This is a genomic window from Vibrio sp. JCM 18905 (assembly GCF_055393305.1).
The window spans coordinates 1,041,416-1,059,385 of record NZ_AP043879.1 but is presented as its reverse complement, the minus strand read 5'-3'; the positions used below and the strand labels follow the sequence as shown (position 1 = coordinate 1,059,385).

15 protein-coding genes are annotated in these 17,970 nt (G+C 43.4%); 6 read left to right on the top strand and 9 right to left on the bottom strand.

Annotation, left to right across the window (positions count from 1 at the left end; all coding sequences use genetic code 11):
• Nucleotides 1-7: 7 nt before the first annotated feature.
• Nucleotides 8-328: a hypothetical protein gene (locus ACZ5ZC_RS13130; protein ID WP_005390719.1), complete on the top strand. Its 321-nt coding sequence runs from the start codon at nucleotides 8-10 to the stop codon at nucleotides 326-328.
• A 37-nt stretch (nucleotides 329-365) separates the two neighbouring features.
• Here ACZ5ZC_RS13130 and ACZ5ZC_RS13125 read toward each other — a convergent pair whose 3' ends face one another.
• The 4 genes from ACZ5ZC_RS13125 to topA form a co-directional block, all read right to left on the bottom strand.
• Nucleotides 366-1,169, bottom strand: a complete 804-nt coding sequence (locus ACZ5ZC_RS13125; protein ID WP_006742124.1) for an alpha/beta fold hydrolase — start codon at nucleotides 1,167-1,169, stop codon at nucleotides 366-368.
• Nucleotides 1,170-1,279: 110 nt separating this feature from the next.
• Nucleotides 1,280-2,737 carry a glycogen synthase GlgA gene (glgA, locus tag ACZ5ZC_RS13120; RefSeq protein ID WP_054867738.1) on the bottom strand — a complete coding sequence of 486 codons (1,458 nt, stop codon included), beginning with the start codon at nucleotides 2,735-2,737 and terminating at the stop codon, nucleotides 1,280-1,282.
• Nucleotides 2,727-3,944: a glucose-1-phosphate adenylyltransferase gene (gene glgC / locus ACZ5ZC_RS13115; RefSeq protein ID WP_005390714.1), complete on the bottom strand. Its 1,218-nt coding sequence runs from the start codon at nucleotides 3,942-3,944 to the stop codon at nucleotides 2,727-2,729. Before glgC ends, glgA begins: the two co-directional genes overlap by 11 nt.
• 610 nt (nucleotides 3,945-4,554) lie before the next feature.
• Complete coding sequence (gene topA, locus ACZ5ZC_RS13110; protein WP_047008550.1) at nucleotides 4,555-7,185, bottom strand: type I DNA topoisomerase; 2,631 nt, start codon at nucleotides 7,183-7,185, stop codon at nucleotides 4,555-4,557.
• Nucleotides 7,186-7,623: 438 nt separating this feature from the next.
• On the opposite strand from topA, the gene ACZ5ZC_RS13105 reads away from it, so the two are divergent.
• Nucleotides 7,624-7,872, top strand: coding sequence for a YciN family protein (locus ACZ5ZC_RS13105; RefSeq protein ID WP_005387884.1), 249 nt, complete (start codon nucleotides 7,624-7,626; stop codon nucleotides 7,870-7,872).
• Nucleotides 7,873-7,937: 65 nt separating this feature from the next.
• Here ACZ5ZC_RS13105 and aroA read toward each other — a convergent pair whose 3' ends face one another.
• On the bottom strand, nucleotides 7,938-9,218 hold the full coding sequence (gene aroA / locus ACZ5ZC_RS13100) for a 3-phosphoshikimate 1-carboxyvinyltransferase (protein WP_464931970.1): 1,281 nt from the start codon (nucleotides 9,216-9,218) through the stop codon (nucleotides 7,938-7,940).
• Between the two features lie 289 nt (nucleotides 9,219-9,507).
• Nucleotides 9,508-9,984: an outer membrane lipoprotein gene (locus tag ACZ5ZC_RS13095; RefSeq protein ID WP_054867737.1), complete on the bottom strand. Its 477-nt coding sequence runs from the start codon at nucleotides 9,982-9,984 to the stop codon at nucleotides 9,508-9,510.
• A gap of 39 nt (nucleotides 9,985-10,023) precedes the next feature.
• On the opposite strand from ACZ5ZC_RS13095, the gene aat reads away from it, so the two are divergent.
• The 3 genes from aat (at nucleotide 10,024) to infA (ending at nucleotide 11,729) form a co-directional block, all read left to right on the top strand.
• On the top strand, nucleotides 10,024-10,731 hold the full coding sequence (aat, locus tag ACZ5ZC_RS13090; RefSeq protein ID WP_048626183.1) for a leucyl/phenylalanyl-tRNA--protein transferase: 708 nt from the start codon (nucleotides 10,024-10,026) through the stop codon (nucleotides 10,729-10,731).
• Entirely contained in the window at nucleotides 10,728-11,429 is a 702-nt protein-coding gene (locus ACZ5ZC_RS13085; RefSeq protein ID WP_006742128.1) for an arginyltransferase, read from the top strand. Before aat ends, ACZ5ZC_RS13085 begins: the two co-directional genes overlap by 4 nt.
• 81 nt (nucleotides 11,430-11,510) lie before the next feature.
• A complete protein-coding gene (gene infA / locus ACZ5ZC_RS13080; RefSeq protein WP_001040192.1) occupies nucleotides 11,511-11,729 on the top strand; it encodes a translation initiation factor IF-1 in 219 nt (72 codons plus the stop codon).
• A 135-nt stretch (nucleotides 11,730-11,864) separates the two neighbouring features.
• Here the strand turns inward: infA and clpA are convergent, their stop codons facing one another.
• Both clpA and clpS read right to left on the bottom strand, forming a co-directional pair.
• A complete protein-coding gene (gene clpA, locus ACZ5ZC_RS13075) occupies nucleotides 11,865-14,132 on the bottom strand; it encodes an ATP-dependent Clp protease ATP-binding subunit ClpA (protein WP_005390700.1) in 2,268 nt (755 codons plus the stop codon).
• 50 nt (nucleotides 14,133-14,182) lie between these two features.
• Entirely contained in the window at nucleotides 14,183-14,503 is a 321-nt protein-coding gene (clpS, locus tag ACZ5ZC_RS13070) for an ATP-dependent Clp protease adapter ClpS (protein WP_031780157.1), read from the bottom strand.
• Nucleotides 14,504-15,220: 717 nt separating this feature from the next.
• Between clpS and cspD the strand changes: the two genes are divergently transcribed.
• Nucleotides 15,221-15,439, top strand: a complete 219-nt coding sequence (gene cspD, locus ACZ5ZC_RS13065) for a cold shock domain-containing protein CspD (protein ID WP_005378407.1) — start codon at nucleotides 15,221-15,223, stop codon at nucleotides 15,437-15,439.
• A gap of 187 nt (nucleotides 15,440-15,626) precedes the next feature.
• Here cspD and ACZ5ZC_RS13060 read toward each other — a convergent pair whose 3' ends face one another.
• Nucleotides 15,627-17,852 (bottom strand): NADP-dependent isocitrate dehydrogenase, encoded by a 2,226-nt coding sequence (locus ACZ5ZC_RS13060; protein ID WP_145474282.1) that lies wholly within the window; start codon nucleotides 17,850-17,852, stop codon nucleotides 15,627-15,629.
• Between the last annotated feature and the right edge of the window lie 118 nt (nucleotides 17,853-17,970).

Below are 17,970 nucleotides of genomic sequence, written 5' to 3'. Positions count from 1 at the left end.
GTGTTTAATGAAAATATTCATTGCTAAAAACCCAGCAGAAGCGCATATCGTGTGCGAATTATTGAAAACCGAGCAAGTCTACTGTGAAGTCCGCGGAGAAGGTATTTTCGGTTTAAAAGGAGAGCTGCCGTTTAGTGATGATACCGATCCTTATGTCTGGCTTTTTGACGCCAAACAACAAGTAAAAGCAGAAGGAATAGTACAAGCCTACCGCAAACAATCCGATGGAAATGAGTATCAAGATTGGCAGTGCCCGAAGTGCCATGAGGTAAACGAGGGGCAGTTTGGTGCTTGTTGGCAATGTGGACATCAAATAGGGGAGCCTTAATAACTCCCCTACTCCTACTCAATCGATTTATTCAGCGCTAAGCAGAAACCGTTTGCTGCTTAATAAATTCGATGGAATGTTGATTGAAATCTTCAGGCCGCTCAACATTACAGACATGACCACAGTTGGGGATCTCTCGTAAAACACTAAGCTTATGCGCCGCAACCATTTCTTTAACAGGCTTAATAAACATGTAATCTCTGTCGCCCATTAAATAGAGTGTGGGAATGGGTAACTCTCGATCTTTAAAATACTTCATTAAAGGATTTACATCAGCAGCAAGAATAAACCAACGTTTAAATTCTTTTTGGCAAAGCTTCTTGGCCTCACGAATAAAAAGATGGCGAGACTCTCGCTGGCTTCTCTGTGGCATAACAATGTACGCAAAAAGTTTGTAGAGCCACATGTACGGCAGAATGTGCTTACAAAAATTACCTAATTTAACCAATATTTGAGAACGAGTATTGAGCCTTGTGACAGCACCACCGAGTACCATTGAACGCACGCGCTCTGCTGATAATTCAGCAAGGTTTCGAACAATAATGGTACCAAGTGACATACCGACAAAATGAGCGGATTGGATCTTTAAATGGTCCAATACTTTCAAAATATCTTGGGTAACTTCCGTAAAGGTATAACGGCTGGCAATGAGCTCTTTAAGTAACTGATTTGACTTTCCATGACCTCTTAAATCGATCAGCAATAAGTTAAAATGTTGCTTGTAAGCTTTGATTTGCTTGAACCAGATAGAAGAGCTACCGCCAGCACCATGCACAAATACAACCCACTCATGACTAGTAGGGTGCAAATAGGTTTTATGAAAAAGTAGCGGCTGGGTCATATTCAAGTATCAAAAAGGTCGTGCTATTGAGTAAAAAGCCATCCTACCACACTCCCCTTACTCAAGATAATAAAGGCACCTCATTCGGTGCCTTTCGTTACAATTTTAAGTCAATTTAACGCCGAATTGTAAAGTTGCAAATAAGCTTCTGCGGCCTTTTGCCAACAAAAATCTTGTTGCATCGCGTGCAACTGTACTTTATTCACTTCAGGTTCGTTTTGAGCATAGAGCAACAATGCCCTTAGCATCGTTAACAACAATGCCTGCGGTGTCGGTTCGAAAAAAACAAACCCCGTCGCTTCAGAAGGGTTCACATCATAATCGTTGACGCTGTCTTTTAGACCACCGACACCACGTACTATCGGCAATGTACCGTAAGCCATACTATAGATTTGATTCAAACCACACGGCTCAAACTCAGAAGGCATCAGAAAGAAATCAGAACCCGCTTCAACGATATGCGCAAGTTCATTATCATAAGCTTCTACGAAGACAAATTTACTAGAAAACTGTGCAGCAACTTCTTCTAGCTGAGCGGCTAGTACAGGGTCTCCGGTCCCAACGACAACTAGTTGAACATCGTGCTTCAAAAAATCGGCCAAAGCAGGCAACAAGTAATGCACACCTTTTTGCTGGGTCAACCGACAAACCATACCGAACATGGCTACATCTTTTTCAGGCAAATTTAGCCGCAGTTGTAATGCTTGTTTACACGCTTTCTTGCCTTGCGTCATACTTTGTTGGTCAGCGCAGTAATTAACTGGCAAGTAAGTATCCGTTTCCGGGTTCCAAGCACTGTAATCACAACCGTTCAAAATACCAACTAAGTCCTGCGCGCGTTGCTGAAACTCCCAAGCCATTCCATGACTGCCAAGCTCTGTTTTGAGTTCCTCTGCGTACGTAGGGCTGACCGCGTTTATCTTATCGGCATTCATTACACCAGCTTTGAGCATAGTAATATGCGTTGCACTCACCGCAGCATCGGGAACGTTTCGACAATGAAACTCTGGCAAGCACTGCACGTCTTCATAACTAAATACGCCTTTAAAGACCGCATTGTGAATTGAAATGACGCTTTTAATATGAGCAAAAAACGGATCATTGCCATACCTGTGCTTGAGCAAAAATGGAACAAGACCAGTGTGCCAATCGTTCGCGTGTATGATATCTGGCTGAAAAGCAAGCTTCGGCAACATGTCTAAACATGCCGCACTAAAAAACGCAAAGCGCTCACCGTTATCGGTATACGCTTGGTTGTTCTCCGCATACATCGATGGTCGATTGAAATACGGCTGACAATCAATCAGATAAACAGGATTTTGACCTAGCATGAGCCGCAGAACTCGATAGTCCGTATGCGGCCATGATGTTAGTTCTGTTTCTAATACAACTTCTGCGTCAGCGAGTTTATCAATACTGCTGTACGCAGGGATGGTAATTCTTACGTCTTGCTGTAGGTTTTGAAGGGCTTCCGGTAGTGCCTTGGCAACGTCTGCCAAGCCACCACTTTTAATGAGACCTTCAACCTCAGAAGCTACAAACAGAATAGATAAGTTGTTAGTAGCCAACTCGAGCTCCTTTCGGAATAACAACAATGCCCTCCTCAGACACGTGGAAGTGTTTTTTATCTTCTTGAAGATTCACACCAATCTGAGTACCAGGAGCAATATCGGCATCCTTATCGACAATCACACGACGTAAAACACAGCCTTCGCCAATTTTCACGTCACCAAGAAGGATACATTCGCTGATATCGCAAGCAGATGCAATATTACTGCGGAACCCAAGCACCGACTTTTCTATTCTTGAGCCTCTGACGTAACTGCCATTACATACCAAACTGTCGATGATCTGAACACGGCCATTATCAGAGTCTGTAAATGTCGCTGGCGGCAATGGAGGATAATAAGTATGCAGCGGCCATTTACGGTTATATAGTGAAAACGGTGCGTCTTTTTCTAGCAGATCCATGTGCGCTTCCCAGTACGCATCAATGGTTCCCACGTCACGCCAGTACACCTCTTCTCTTTCACCGCTGATTTTGTTAGTACTGAAGTCATACACGAACACGTCACCTCGAGGGAACATCTTAGGAATAATATCCTTCCCAAAATCATGTGATGAAGCTTCATTATCCGCATCTTCAACCAACTCAGAGAATAACACCTGAGCCTCAAAAACGTAGTTACCCATTGAAACTAAAGCGTAATCAGGATCGCCAGGAATTGACTTCGGGTTTGCTGGTTTCTCTTCAAAGCCTATCATGCGACCTTCACTGTCCACTTCGATAACCCCAAATTGCGACGCCTCTTTTAGTGGCATACGCAATGCAGATACCGTCAGAGAAGCCTGCTTTTCTGAATGGAAGTTCAGCATTTGTTTGATATCCATCTTATAGATATGGTCAGAGCCAAAAATACAAACTTGCTCTGGTTCCTCTAATTCCATAAAACGGAGATTTTGATAGATCGCGTCTGCCGTTCCTTCGTACCAACGCTTACCAGTGCGCATTTGAGCAGGAATAGGATCGATAAAGCGGTCAGTGATGCCATTAATGTTCCAGCCCTTTTTTAAATGATGGAACAAAGATTGAGATTTAAATTGGGTGAGGACGTAAATGCGCATTAAATCCGCATTTACAAAATTGTTTAGAGCAAAATCGATCAATCGATAGCTACCACCAAACGGTACCGAAGGTTTACTACGAGATTCTGTTAAAGGTCTCAAACGAGAGCCTTCACCGCCAGCAAGAATCATTCCCAAAACACCAGCCATTTGTTGTTCTCCATATCGTTATAGCTTGGATTTGGTACTCGCTTGAATGAGTCATACTCGGGGAGTCAAGCGAATACATTTAGTAACCGTATCAGGAGTTTCTTTGAACTCTTACAACACGATAAAAAAGCTACGGCACTTCCAGTATGCAACGTCCACTCTTTTCTTATTTTTCGACGCAAAATGCACACAGTTGCACTAATTTTTGTAATAAATTATCTAAGCAGGTTCTAAATTACAATTTTTAATACGCCATTCTGTGTTCCATACAGTTCTTGCTTACTCAAGACGATATCTAGATCACACATGCAAAAGCAAACGATTACATTATGAAAACAATTTACGAACGGATTCACTACACCACCGACTTTTTGAGCTTAATATATAACAAATATATGAACGCAAAATGAAAGTTACGACGAATGTTTTTTACATAAAAAATACGTTCGCTACCAATAAATCGTGACTCTGGTGTTTTCTAGCGACAATGGTGCTTGTTAAAGTGAGGAAAGGTCGATTAGAGGAAGAATGCGCAGGAGAAAACTGTCGGCCCCTACGCAAAAAAGGCAGCGATATCGCTGCCTTTTTACATTACCTTAATGGTGCATTTTTATGCTTTCGCTTTTTTACGCTTATCTGTGACTTCCCACTTACCTTCAACAAAGAGCGCTGTCCAACCAGATGGTTTGCCGTTCTCTTCCGAACGAACGTAGTTCTCTTTTGTTTTGCGACTAAAGCGTACGACTGCAGGACGACCATCAGGATCTTCTTGCGGTGCGGTCGCTAGGTATTTGAACTTCTCAGGTAAACGCTCTTCAAAACGTGCTAGTTCAGCAACCAAAGGAGCACGTGTCTCGCGCGATTTCGGGAAGTTGCTTGCCGCCATAAATAGACCTGAAGCACCATCACGAAGTACGAAATACGCATCTGAGTTTTCACATGGCAACTCGGGAAAATGAACAGGATCTTCTTTCGGTGGCGCGACTTCGCCATTCTTCAGAATCTTACGAGTGTTCTTACACGTTTCACTCGTACAGTCCATGTATTTACCAAAGCGACCGTTTTTAAGCACCATATCAGAGCCACATTTGTCACATTCAACAACTGGACCATCATAGCCTTTGACTTTGAACTCACCGTATTCAACAAGGTAGCCTTCACAGTTCGGGTTATTACCACAAACATGCATCTTACGCTTGTCATCAATCAGGTATGCATCCATCGCCGTTTCACAGATCGGACAACGCTTTTTAGCACGAAGCGCGGCCGTTTCAACGTCTTCTTCTAAAACGTTAATAATGCCTTCTTCATCACCCAAGTTGATGGTTGTCTTACAACGCTCTTTAGGTGGTAACGCGTAACCTGAACAGCCTAAGAACACACCTGTCGAAGCGGTGCGGATACCCATTGGGCGCCCACACGTCGGACATTCGATATCCGTCATGACGATATGGTTTAGCTTCATACCGCCTTCTGACTCATCCAATTCCGCTTTTTCAAGATCGCCAGTGAAATCAGCAAAGAAGTTATCTAGCACTGCTTTCCAGTTCACTTCACCTTCCGCGATTTGGTCCAGTTTCTGTTCCATGCGGGCAGTGAAGTCGTAGTTCATTAAATCGTTAAAGCTGTCATCAAGGCGGTCGGTAACAATTTCGCCCATTTTTTCGGCGTAGAAACGACGCTGATCAACTTTTACGTAACCACGATCTTGAATCGTAGAAATGATCGATGCATAAGTCGAAGGACGGCCAATGCCTCGTTTTTCCAGCTCTTTAACCAGTGCTGCTTCAGTGTAGCGCGCAGGTGGCTTTGTAAAGTGCTGTTTAGGGTCAAGTGACTCCAAGCTTAGCTTATCGCCAAGTTGTACCGCAGGAAGGATTGTATCCTCGTTTTTGCCCATTGGACGCTGCACACGAGTCCAACCGTCAAATTTAAGGATACGGCCTTTCGCTTTAAGCGTGTATTCTGCCGCTTTTACACTGATGGTTGTTGAATCGTATTCTGCTGGCGTCATTTGACACGCGACAAACTGATTCCAAATCAAAGCGTAAAGTTTGTGCGCATCAGCATCGACACCTTGCAGGTCTTCCGCTTTAACACCCACATTTGAAGGACGGATCGCTTCGTGCGCTTCCTGTGCCCCTTCTTTACTGCCATACGTCAGCGGTTTCGCTGGTAAATACTTATCACCAAACTCAGAACCAATAAAGTCACGTACAGCGTCCACAGCCTCGGCACTTAGGTTAGTCGAGTCCGTACGCATATAAGTGATGTAACCGGCCTCATAGAGGCGCTGAGCTAGCATCATGGTCTTTTTCACACCGTAGCCCAGACGTGTACTCGCTGCCTGTTGAAGCGTAGAGGTGATGTAAGGTGCTGAAGGCTTGCTCTTCGTCGGGCGATCTTCACGCTTACATACTTCGTAACTTGCATTCTCAAGCACAGACATCGCTGCTTTGGTTTCTGCCTCATTAACTGGCTTAAACGCAGAACCATCTTTCTGAGCAACAAGTAGTTTAAAGTCCGCTTTGTCTTTCGTTTTCGTATTCGCATGAATATCCCAGAATTCTTCTGGTACAAACGCGTTAATCTCACGCTCACGCTCAACTAATAGTTTCACCGCAACAGACTGCACGCGACCAGCAGATAAACCACGAGCCACTTTCTTCCAAAGTAAAGGTGAAACCATAAAACCAACGACACGGTCCATGAAGCGACGCGCTTGTTGGGCATTAACACCATCCATGTTCAGCTCTCCAGGTGTTTGGAAAGCTTGTTGGATCGCGTTTTTCGTAATTTCGTTAAAAACTACACGTTTGTATCGCTCTTCATCGCCACCGATGATCTCACGAAGGTGCCATGCGATTGCTTCCCCTTCGCGGTCCAAGTCGGTTGCGAGATAAACGCAATCTGCGTCTTTGGCGAGTTTTTGTAGTTCGTTGACAACTTTTTCTTTGCCTGGAAGGATTTGGTAATTCGCTTCCCAGTCATGATATGGGTTAATCCCCATTTTTTTGATCAACGCTTTGCGGTCTTTCTCTTTTTTAACGCGCGCTTTCTCTTCCGGACTCATCCCTTTTGTTGAGATGGCTGCGGCTTTTTTCTCACCAGTGCTTTGACCGGCCGTAGGCAGATCACGCACATGACCAACACTAGACTTAACAATAAAGTCTTTACCAAGGTACTTATTTATCGTCTTTGCCTTGGCTGGTGACTCCACTATAACGAGTGATTTACCCATAACTGACTCTAACGTCCTTCATAATAATGCGGGTAGAAACCTTGTTTAAAGGCCACCCGCATAATGTTCTATTTCATTGCTTCTTTTTTTACTATTGTGCGAGATGAAAAGAAGATCAACTGCTTTTTTGAAATTCAGATCCGATTGGTTGACAATTCATCGTCTTTATACTTCAAAGAGACAGGGTTCTGAAAGGTATTGAGCGGCATATCTAAACAGGCAAACTTAGCATCCGCTAATCCAATGCAATAAATTTTGTTACGCATCACAAAATAGTTTCGTTCAGTGGCTCTGTCATACTCCTCCAACTAATCATACTTACACTCTAAAAATTGATCTGTTTAGGCTAAGTGAACGATTGACTGAATTAATCATGCAAACCCATTTTAGTTGTAGGTATACTCAGCGTTCTCAACTGAAATGAATGGTAGAAAAAGTATGTCTGATAGAACGTTTATCGAAGAGTTCGACCTTCTTTTGATCGCTAACCAAATCATCCAAGAGCACGATGATTACATCGAAGGGATGCGAGCAACAAGCGTAGAAGAAAAAGAAGGTGTTTTAGTTTTTAAAGGTGAATACTTCCTTGATGACAAAGGTTTACCAACTTCAAATACGACTGCAGTATTCAATATGTTCAAATACTTAGCGCATCACCTTTCCAAGGAATTTACGCTGGTTAAATAGTAGCGGAAAACAAAAATAGCCAAAGTGTTATTTACTCTGGCTATTTTTGTTTCAGGTCAGAATATTTAGCAGCTTAAAGCCTTAAGTTTGTCGAAGTAGTCAGGGAACGTTTTCGACGTACACTTTGGATCGTTAATCGTCACAGGCGTATCACTAAGTGCCACCAGCGAAAAACACATCGCCATTCGATGATCATCGTAAGTATCAATCGCAGCATGCTTTAACTGAGAGACAGGTTTGACAATGATGTAGTCTTCCCCTTCTTCCACTTCCGCACCAACTTTACGTAATTCCGTCGCCATAGCTGACAAACGGTCTGTTTCTTTTACACGCCAGTTATAAACGTTACGAATAGCGGTAGTGCCTTCGGCAAATAACGCTGTTGTCGCGATGGTCATTGCAGCATCAGGGATATGGTTGTAATCCATATCGATGCCTTTCAACTGACCAACACGTGAAATTACGTAGTCATCACCCCACTCAATTTCTGCACCCATTTTTTCAAGCGCATCAGCAAATTGAATATCACCTTGAATGCTGTTTTTACCGATACCCGTGACTTTAACTTCTCCGCCTTTGATGGCTGCCGCCGCCAAGAAGTAAGAAGCAGAAGACGCGTCACCTTCAACCAAGAAATCACCTGGAGCGATGTATTGCTGACCGGCAGGAATCACAAACTCTTGATAGTCGTTGTTGATCACATCGACCCCAAACTGCTTCATGATATGCAAGGTGATATCGATATAAGGCTTAGAAACCAACTCGCCTTCGATGTTGATGCGAATTTCACCTTCAGCCAATGGCGCAGACATTAAGAAAGCGGTCAAGAACTGACTCGAAATAGATCCATCGATAGAAACTGTACCTGCTTTTAGGCCAGTACCGACTATTTTGAGAGGCGGAAAGTTCTCGTTTTCCATGTACTCAACGTTCGCACCAGCATCTTTCAGTGCCGTGACAAGGTGACCAATTGGACGCTCTTTCATACGAGGTTCGCCCGTCAGTACATACTCCCCTTCTCCAAGACAAAGAGCCGCAGCTAATGGTCGCATCGCAGTGCCAGCATTACCGAGAAATAACTCTACCGGTTCTGAGACAGAAAACGGACGCCCAAGGCCTTCAACGAGACATTCTGTTTTATCTTCGGAAAGTTGGTATTGAACGCCGAGTTTAGTCAGCGCATTCAGCATATGACGGATATCATCACTGTCGAGGAGATTAGTAAGGCGAGTTCTGCCTTGAGCAAGAGCAGCAAGTAAAAGAGCTCGATTAGAAACGCTTTTAGAGCCAGGAAGGTTCACTTCCCCTTGAATTTTATTGATAGGTTGTAACGTTAGGCTTTCCATTAAAAGTTGATAATCCTTTGTGCCCTCAACATACGATTTTTATGAGGGCTAAACAATTCTTCGTGAATTCAGACTACCCAAAAAAACACGACAAAACCAGAGTAAATCGGCGCTAATTAATGAATATCCTCAAGCAGTCTAAAGATACAGAATTAAAGGCATTACCAGCGATGTAAATAAGAGCGAAAGAAGCACGACGAAACAGCAAGCTATTTCGACTTTATTTGACGATAAGCCAGCCCTACTGTGCATGCCTGGTTAGGCTACCTTATGTTAAAATAACCTAGGGTTAATAAGTGATATCAACCCTGACTCCATCATCAAAATATAAGATACGAACTTCATCCCCTCGACTAAATAGCATATTTTTATCAACATCTTGGATAACATTAATCAGCTTGTCGCCCTTCACTTTAATGAGTAGCTCAACTAACTTATATTCAACCGTGTATTGGTAATTACTTTGATTTTGTGCAACCGCTGCACCTGCAAGTGCACCCACTGCCGTCGCAACTTCTCGTCCAGTACCACCACCAAATTGATTGCCGACTAAACCGCCTATTGTGGCACCAAGTAGCGTTTTCCAACCATTATTTTTCGATTGAACGACCTCTTGCTGAGTAATATAACGGACAGAGTCAATCTTCCCATACACCACTTCATTTACCGGCTTGGCAACATTTCTTTCATATGCTGCGTTGGCGGCAAGTGGGAAAAACAGTATGATCCAAAGCCATACTTTCACAATATTTCTTGACCAGGTCATCATAAACTCCTCTGACTCTAATGTTGGTAACGACTTCTTATGGCTATTTATTTAACTGAACTCGATGATACGTTCAACTTTCCCTCTCCGTATAAAGCACTCAGCGATCCCAATGGTTTGCTTGCTTTTGGCGGTGACTTAGATCCCATGAGAATCCTCAATGGTTACTATCAAGGCATTTTCCCTTGGTATGGTCCTGGAGAACCTATTCTATGGTGGAGCCCTTCCCCACGCGCTGTTTTTGATCCCTTAGCGTTTAAACCGTCTAAAAGTCTCAAAAAATTTCAGCGTAAACATAACTATAAAGTAACGCTCAATTTCGCGACAGAAGAAGTGATTAGACTATGTTCATCAACACGTCCTGCAGAGGAAACTTGGCTCAACGAGGAAATGCAAGCGTCTTACATTGAGTTAGCTAAACTTGGTCACTGTCACTCTGTAGAAGTATGGCATGACAACGAGCTCATTGGGGGACTATATGGCATCTGCGTTGGTCAACTTTTTTGCGGAGAGTCGATGTTTAGCCTAAAAGATAACGCATCTAAAATTGCATTGTGGTACTTATGCAACCATTTGGCGTCAAAGCAAGGTCAATTAATCGATTGTCAGGTTATGAACTCGCACTTGGCATCACTTGGCGCATTTGAACTAGAGCGTAACGAGTTTATGCAAAAACTACTATCTTTAAGAGAAAAACAAACACTATTTGATACCTATAAGCCCCAAGTTTTGCAGGATTCAGTATGAGTACGGATATACAACATATTCGAATTGGATTAACGAATAATCACCCTTGCAGTTACTTGCCTGAACGGCAAGAGCGTGTGGCGGTAGCACTTGATGCAGGGCTGCATACTGAAGAAAACTATCAACTGCTGATGGCCAACGGCTTTCGTCGTAGCGGAGATACCATATATAAACCGCACTGTGAGCATTGTAATGCTTGCCAGCCAATTCGAGTCTCGATTCCGGATGTGACGCTATCAAAAAGCCAGAAGAGGCTGCTCAGTAAAGCACAGCCTTTACGTTGGGAAATGAAACCCGAAATGGATGAGGAATGGTTTGCGCTTTACAGTCGTTACATTGCCAAACGACACAAAAACGGCACTATGTACCCACCAAAGCGTGATGAATTTTATCGGTTTGCCCAAACCAGCTGGTTGACCACTTCATTTTTGCATATTTACGATGAGTCAAATCAATTACTCGCCATTGCGGTAACGGATGTAATGACTCAATGTTCGAGTGCATTTTATACTTTTTTTGACCCTGACTACCCGTTATCTCTTGGCACTTTGGCAGTGCTCTATCAAATAAAATACTGCCAAGAAAACAAACAACAGTGGCTTTATTTGGGTTATCAGATTGATGAGTGTCCAGCAATGAACTATAAAACACGCTTTCAACGCCACCAAAGGCTAGTAAATCAGCGTTGGCGAGGGTAGAATACGCCTCAACTTTACATAATTACTATTTAGCGGCAGAATATAGCCCGCTAATATTGCCTAATTTCTAAAGAGGATTAAATGGCTAAAGAAGACGTAATCGAGATGCAAGGCACGGTCCTTGACACTCTACCAAACACTATGTTCCGTGTTGAACTTGAAAACGGTCACGTTGTGACTGCTCACATCTCTGGCAAGATGCGTAAGAACTACATCCGTATCCTAACGGGTGACAAAGTAACTGTAGAGATGACTCCATACGACCTGTCAAAAGGCCGCATCGTCTTCCGCGCTCGTTAATCTCTGATTTTCGGATGCAATAAAAAACGGAGCAGTTTGCTCCGTTTTTTATTGCATGATTTTTATTTCCGAGTAGGTTCAGACAAACAAAAAGCGCACGATAAAATCGTGCGCTTTTACTTCCCTACGGAGCAATTAATGCATCGCTGCCTCTTTCTCACTCAAATATTCAAATTTAAGTGTGTCATTCACTAGTGTTACTTTCACAGTGCCGCCGTCGACTAGAGAGCCAAACAACAATTCATTAGCCAAAGGTTTCTTAAGTTGCTCTTGGATAACGCGTCCCATTGGGCGAGCACCCATCGCCTTATCATAACCTTTATTCGCTAACCAATGGCGTGCATCTTGCGATACCTCCATTGATACGCCACGAGCATCAAGTTGCACCTGCAGTTCAACAATAAACTTATCAACAACTTGATGGATAACGCTTTCATCAAGGCTGTTAAACCAGATGATGTTATCAAGACGGTTACGGAACTCAGGAGTGAATACCTTCTTAATTTCCGCCATCGCATCGTGACTGTTGTCTTGCTGAATCAAACCAATTGATTTCTTCTCAGTTTCAGCCACACCCGCGTTGGTTGTCATAACGAGGATGACATTACGGAAGTCTGCTTTACGACCGTTGTTGTCCGTTAGCGTACCATTATCCATCACTTGCAATAGCAAATTAAAGATATCTGGATGCGCTTTCTCAATCTCATCGAGTAATACGACTGAATGTGGGTGCTTGATAACAGCGTCTGTCAGCAAGCCACCTTGGTCGTAACCGACATAACCAGGAGGTGCACCAATTAAGCGACTCACGGAGTGACGCTCACCATATTCCGACATATCAAAACGAAGTAGCTCGATCCCTAGAAGCTTAGATAGCTGCACCGTCACCTCTGTTTTACCCACCCCAGTAGGGCCAGCAAACAAGAATGAACCAACTGGTTTGTTATCCACGCCCAAACCTGCACGTGTCAGCTTGATCGCTTCGGATAATGCATCAATCGCATTATCTTGACCAAATACCAACATCTTCATCTTGCTATCTAGGTTCTTCAAGATGTCTTTATCTGAAGAAGAAACCGACTTCTCTGGGATTCGTGCCATCTTGGCAACCATCGCTTCGATATCGGCAACACCAACCGTTTTCTTACGGCGGCTTGCAGGAGCAAGACGACTGCGAGCGCCAGCTTCATCAATGACATCAATGGCTTTATCTGGTAAATGACGTTCATTGATGTATTTCGCCGAAAGTTCTACCGCGGCACGCAGTGCTTTATTGGTGTAACGTACTTCATGGTGTGCTTCGTACTTCGGCTTCAAGCCCATCAAGATTTTAGTTGTGTCATCCAGAGAAGGCTCTACAACGTCTATCTTTTGGAAACGACGGGACAACGCACGCTCTTTCTCGAAAATGTTGCTGTATTCTTGGTATGTAGTCGAGCCGATACAACGCAACTTACCGCTACTTAGTAGAGGTTTGATAAGGTTTGCGGCATCAACTTGACCACCAGAAGCCGCACCCGCACCGATGATTGTGTGTATCTCATCGATGAACAAAATTGCATCTTCTTCTTTTTCAAGCTGTTTCAAAATCGCCTTGAAGCGTTTTTCAAAATCACCACGGTACTTAGTACCAGCCAATAGAGAACCAATATCCAATGAGTAAATCACGCTGTTTTGAATAACTTCCGGGACCTGCCCTTCTACAATTCGCCAAGCAAGACCTTCTGCGATGGCTGTTTTACCTACCCCGGCTTCACCCACTAGTAATGGGTTATTCTTGCGGCGGCGGCAAAGTACTTGAATAGTGCGCTCTAGCTCTTTATCGCGACCAATCAGTGGATCGATATTGCCATCTTTAGCGACCTGATTAAGGTTAGTCGCAAAGCTTTCCAAACGTTCTTCAGAATTCGGCTCTTCGACACTCTCTGAACTGAACGAATCTGATGATGGGTCTTCGCTTGCACCTGACGCTTTAGTAATACCATGGGAGATAAAGTTAACAATATCTAATCGGGAGATGTCGTTTTTCTTCAGTAGGTAGGCGGCATGCGACTCTTGCTCACTGAAGATCGCCACAAGCACGTTTGCACCTGTTACTTCGTTGCGGCCAGACGACTGTACATGAAAGACGGCGCGTTGTAGCACACGTTGAAAACTCAAAGTCGGCTGGGTTTCACGCGTCTCATCACTGTCTGGGATAAGAGGCGTAGTTTGATCGATGAATATATCGAGTTCGTTACGTAAAGCGTCAAGATCCGCTTTACAAGCTAAAAGGGCTTCCTTAGCTGCATCATTTTCCAATAATGCAAGTAGGAGGTGTTCGACAGTCATAAACTCGTGGCGTTTATCTCGCGCCCGAGCAAATGCACCGTTAAGGCTTGACTCTAGTTCTTTATTTAGCATAAGTACCTCCCGAAAAAACAACTTGGGTTGTTCGAGCAAGTCTTCTTTGTTTACGCTTGCTCCATAGTGCAAAGTAGCGGATGTTCATTTTCCCTTGCGTACATCGTAACTTGCGCTACTTTTGTTTCGGCAATTTCTGCACTGTATGTGCCACAGATTGCCTTTCCTTCATAGTGAATCTTGAGCATGATCTGAGTCGCTTTATCAATGTCATGTGAAAAGAATCGCTCAAGTACCTCTATGACGAAATCCATAGGTGTATAGTCATCATTATTTAGTACAACATTGTACAGCTTAGGTGGCTGAACTTTCGTACTTTCTCGCTCCAGAAGATCAGAGTCCGGAGTGACCCATTCAAAATTTTTACTCATGGCAATTTAAAGATATCGTATCAAAGGGTTGATGTTTTCGACCTATAAAAACAATCTACCACAAGCGTGCAGCGCGGTGTAGTGAGATATGGCACCGAATTCGATCTTTGATCGATAAAAGTTGCTACCTAATGTTGCTACCTAATATAGAGACTAATGCAGGTCTTGAGGGGGCGCAAATAAAAGATGCTTGTCGATAAGTTACACATTTTTACTTATAAAATAACTTTCTTTTTACCCCCTCCGAGCTATTGCAAAACATCTCTCAGTCTTCTACCGAGATCACACTTCCTAACTGAGAATAGGGTAATTATCACGAAAACTTCATTTTTTATTCAGTTAGAGGATTCGTCTATCATAAGCAACACGAACAGTATGGTTTTTCCAGTGAATACTACTTTGCAGGCTAATTGACCAAACTTCCGCGTATATACGAAAAACTGTTTGCAAAATTGTTAATCTCAAAAGTGATTTGTTTTCAATTATGTTTCTGTTTGTTGCTTAATGCTATTGACTGTCGGGATTCATTGACTACAGTGGAAAGTGTTGATGCATAAATCGTCATTTTGAATCCATTTGTTTTTAAGCAGCTTGGTGAATGTGGTTTCTCATTGACTAGATGTTTGTTAGCGTTCGCTGACAATAGTAGTACCAAGTTAAAGGTATAACTTGGTTGTTGTAACAACTCAGTAAAAAATGCATGAGGGATGTAAAAGCATGGCTACAGGTACAGTAAAGTGGTTTAACAATGCCAAAGGATTTGGGTTTATTTGTTCAGATGAAGAAGAGGGAGATATCTTTGCCCACTACTCAACTATCCAGATGGACGGTTATCGTACACTGAAAGCAGGCCAACAAGTCTCATACGAGATTGAAAAAGGTCCCAAAGGCTGTCACGCGAGTAGCGTCGTGCCTCTTGAAGGTCAAGCCAAATAATTAGAGCGCTGTCGAAAAATAAAAATATTGCTCTCGAAACATCATTTTGATGTTCTGAAGAGAAAAATAAACCCGCCAAGATAGCGGGTTTCTTACTATTTGTAGCTTATGAAATGCAGATAGACCACATACAAAGTATTGATAAAATAAGAAACACGTCGAAAGCGACGTGCTCTTTTCATCTATTTTACTTGTTAATGATCGCGTTAAAGGTTTCGCTTGGGCGCATCAACTTAGAAACCAATGCATCGTCTAGCAGGTAGTAACCGCCCAGCTCTCCTTTCACACCCTGTGCGTTGTTTAGCTCAGCGACGATTTTTTCTTCATGCTCTGACAACGCTTTCGCAATCGGTGCAAACTCAGCAGCGAGATCAGCATCGTCTGTTTGCTCGGCAAGTGCTTTCGCCCAGTAAAGTGCGAGGTAGAAATGACTACCGCGGTTATCTAATTCGCCCACTTTACGTGACGGAGACTTGTTGGTATCTAAAAACTCACCAGTCGCTTTGTCTAGCGTATCCGCCAAAACTTGCGCTTTCGGGTTGTTTGCCACCACACTTAGATGTTCTAGGGATGCAGCTAGTGCTAAGAACTCACCTAAAGAATCCCAACGAAGGTGATTCTCTTTTTCTACTTGTTGAACATGCTTAGGAGCAGAACCACCAGCACCTGTTTCAAATAGACCACCGCCATTCATCAATGGAACGATAGATAGCATCTTAGCTGACGTACCTAACTCTAGAATTGGGAACAGGTCTGTTAGGTAGTCACGAAGAACGTTACCCGTTACAGAGATAGTATCCAGACCCGCTTTCATACGCTCTAGCGAGTACTTACAAGCATCAACAGGAGATAGGATCTTAATCTCTAGACCGTCAGTATCGTGCTCTGGTAAGTAGGTATTTACTTTCTTAATGAGTTCAGCATCGTGCGCACGGTTTTCGTCTAGCCAGAATACGGCTGGAACACCTGTTGCACGTGCGCGAGTCACTGCTAGTTTAACCCAATCTTGGATTGGTGCGTCCTTCACCTGACACATACGGAAGATATCGCCTTCTTCAACCGCTTGCTCTAACAATACGTTACCCGCAGTATCAACAACGCGAACAGTACCCGCTGCGTCTAGAATGAATGTCTTGTCGTGAGAACCATACTCTTCTGCCTTTTGAGCCATTAAGCCAACGTTAGGCACGCTACCCATAGTGGTCGGGTCAAATGCGCCGTGCTCTTTACAGAAATCAATCACCGCTTGGTAAATACCTGCGTAGCTACGATCTGGTATCATCGCTTTGGTGTCTTTTTGTTTACCATCTGGTCCCCACATTTGACCAGAAGAGCGAAGCATTGCTGGCATAGAAGCGTCTACAATAATGTCGCTTGGTACATGTAAGTTGGTGATACCACGATCAGAGTCAACCATCGCAAGTTCTGGTTGAGTTTGGTAAACCGCTTGAATTGCCGCTTCAATTTCTGCTTTTTGCGCTTCAGGTAGAGACTCAATTTTCGAGTAGACATCACCAATGCCATTGTTTACATCAACGCCCAGTTCTTCAAACAGCTTACCGTATTTATCGAAAACGTCTTTGTAGTAAACTTTCACTGCATGGCCGAAAATGACTGGGTCAGAAACCTTCATCATCGTCGCTTTCATATGAAGAGACAACAGCACGTCTTGTGCTTTCGCTTCAGCAATCTCTTTCTCGAAAAATTCAACCAGCGCCTTCTTCTTCATCACTGAAGTGTCAATGACTTCTTTATCTAGTAATGGGAACGCAGACTTGAGCTCTTTAACTGCACCATCATTACCAACAAAATCGATTTTTACCTCTGTTGCACCAGAGATAGTCGTAGACTTTTCGCTCCCAAAGAAGTCATTGTCTGACATGCTCGCGACATGAGACTTAGATTCTGATGACCACGCACCCATTGAATGTGGATTTTTCTTCGCGTAGTTCTTAACCGAAGTTGGAGCACGACGGTCTGAGTTACCTTCACGAAGTACTGGGTTAACCGCACTACCTTTGATTTTGTCGTAAGCCGCTTTAATCGCTTTCTCTTCGTACGTGCTCGGTTCTTCTGGGTAGTTTGGTAAATCGTAACCTTTCGCCTGAAGCTCTTTAATCGCCGCTTTAAGCTGAGGAACTGAAGCAGAAATGTTAGGCAGCTTGATGATATTTGCTTCTGGAGTTTGAGCCAGTTCACCAAGCTCAGTCAACGCATCGCCAATGCGCTGTTCTTCTTTTAGATGCTCTGGGAAGTTAGCGATAATTCGACCTGCTAGTGAAATATCACGAGTATCTACATTGATGCCAGACGATGCTGTGAATGATTGAATGATTGGTAGTAATGAATAAGTTGCTAGCGCCGGCGCTTCATCAGTGATGGTGTAGATAATTGTAGGTTTTTCTGTAGGCATGAAATTTCCCTATTTTTTAATCAACTTGTTGGCTGATCAACTCAGCGTCTGAGTTGGTTTAATTGACGCATTGCTGCACGTTAGCAGTACATGTCTCCTCACTAACGCCACATGCGGT

Coding starts and splice junctions, on each gene's coding strand:
- ACZ5ZC_RS13125 (WP_006742124.1), bottom strand. CDS start 1,169: ATGACCCAGCCGCTACTTTTTCATAAAACCTATTTGCACCCTACTAGT.
- ACZ5ZC_RS13105 (WP_005387884.1), top strand. CDS start 7,624: ATGTCTGATAGAACGTTTATCGAAGAGTTCGACCTTCTTTTGATCGCT.
- clpS (WP_031780157.1), bottom strand. CDS start 14,503: ATGAGTAAAAATTTTGAATGGGTCACTCCGGACTCTGATCTTCTGGAG.
- glgC (WP_005390714.1), bottom strand. CDS start 3,944: ATGGCTGGTGTTTTGGGAATGATTCTTGCTGGCGGTGAAGGCTCTCGT.
- ACZ5ZC_RS13060 (WP_145474282.1), bottom strand. CDS start 17,852: ATGCCTACAGAAAAACCTACAATTATCTACACCATCACTGATGAAGCG.
- aat (WP_048626183.1), top strand. CDS start 10,024: ATGGCTATTTATTTAACTGAACTCGATGATACGTTCAACTTTCCCTCT.
- aroA (WP_464931970.1), bottom strand. CDS start 9,218: ATGGAAAGCCTAACGTTACAACCTATCAATAAAATTCAAGGGGAAGTG.
- ACZ5ZC_RS13130 (WP_005390719.1), top strand. CDS start 8: ATGAAAATATTCATTGCTAAAAACCCAGCAGAAGCGCATATCGTGTGC.
- infA (WP_001040192.1), top strand. CDS start 11,511: ATGGCTAAAGAAGACGTAATCGAGATGCAAGGCACGGTCCTTGACACT.
- ACZ5ZC_RS13085 (WP_006742128.1), top strand. CDS start 10,728: ATGAGTACGGATATACAACATATTCGAATTGGATTAACGAATAATCAC.
- clpA (WP_005390700.1), bottom strand. CDS start 14,132: ATGCTAAATAAAGAACTAGAGTCAAGCCTTAACGGTGCATTTGCTCGG.
- topA (WP_047008550.1), bottom strand. CDS start 7,185: ATGGGTAAATCACTCGTTATAGTGGAGTCACCAGCCAAGGCAAAGACG.
- cspD (WP_005378407.1), top strand. CDS start 15,221: ATGGCTACAGGTACAGTAAAGTGGTTTAACAATGCCAAAGGATTTGGG.
- ACZ5ZC_RS13095 (WP_054867737.1), bottom strand. CDS start 9,984: ATGACCTGGTCAAGAAATATTGTGAAAGTATGGCTTTGGATCATACTG.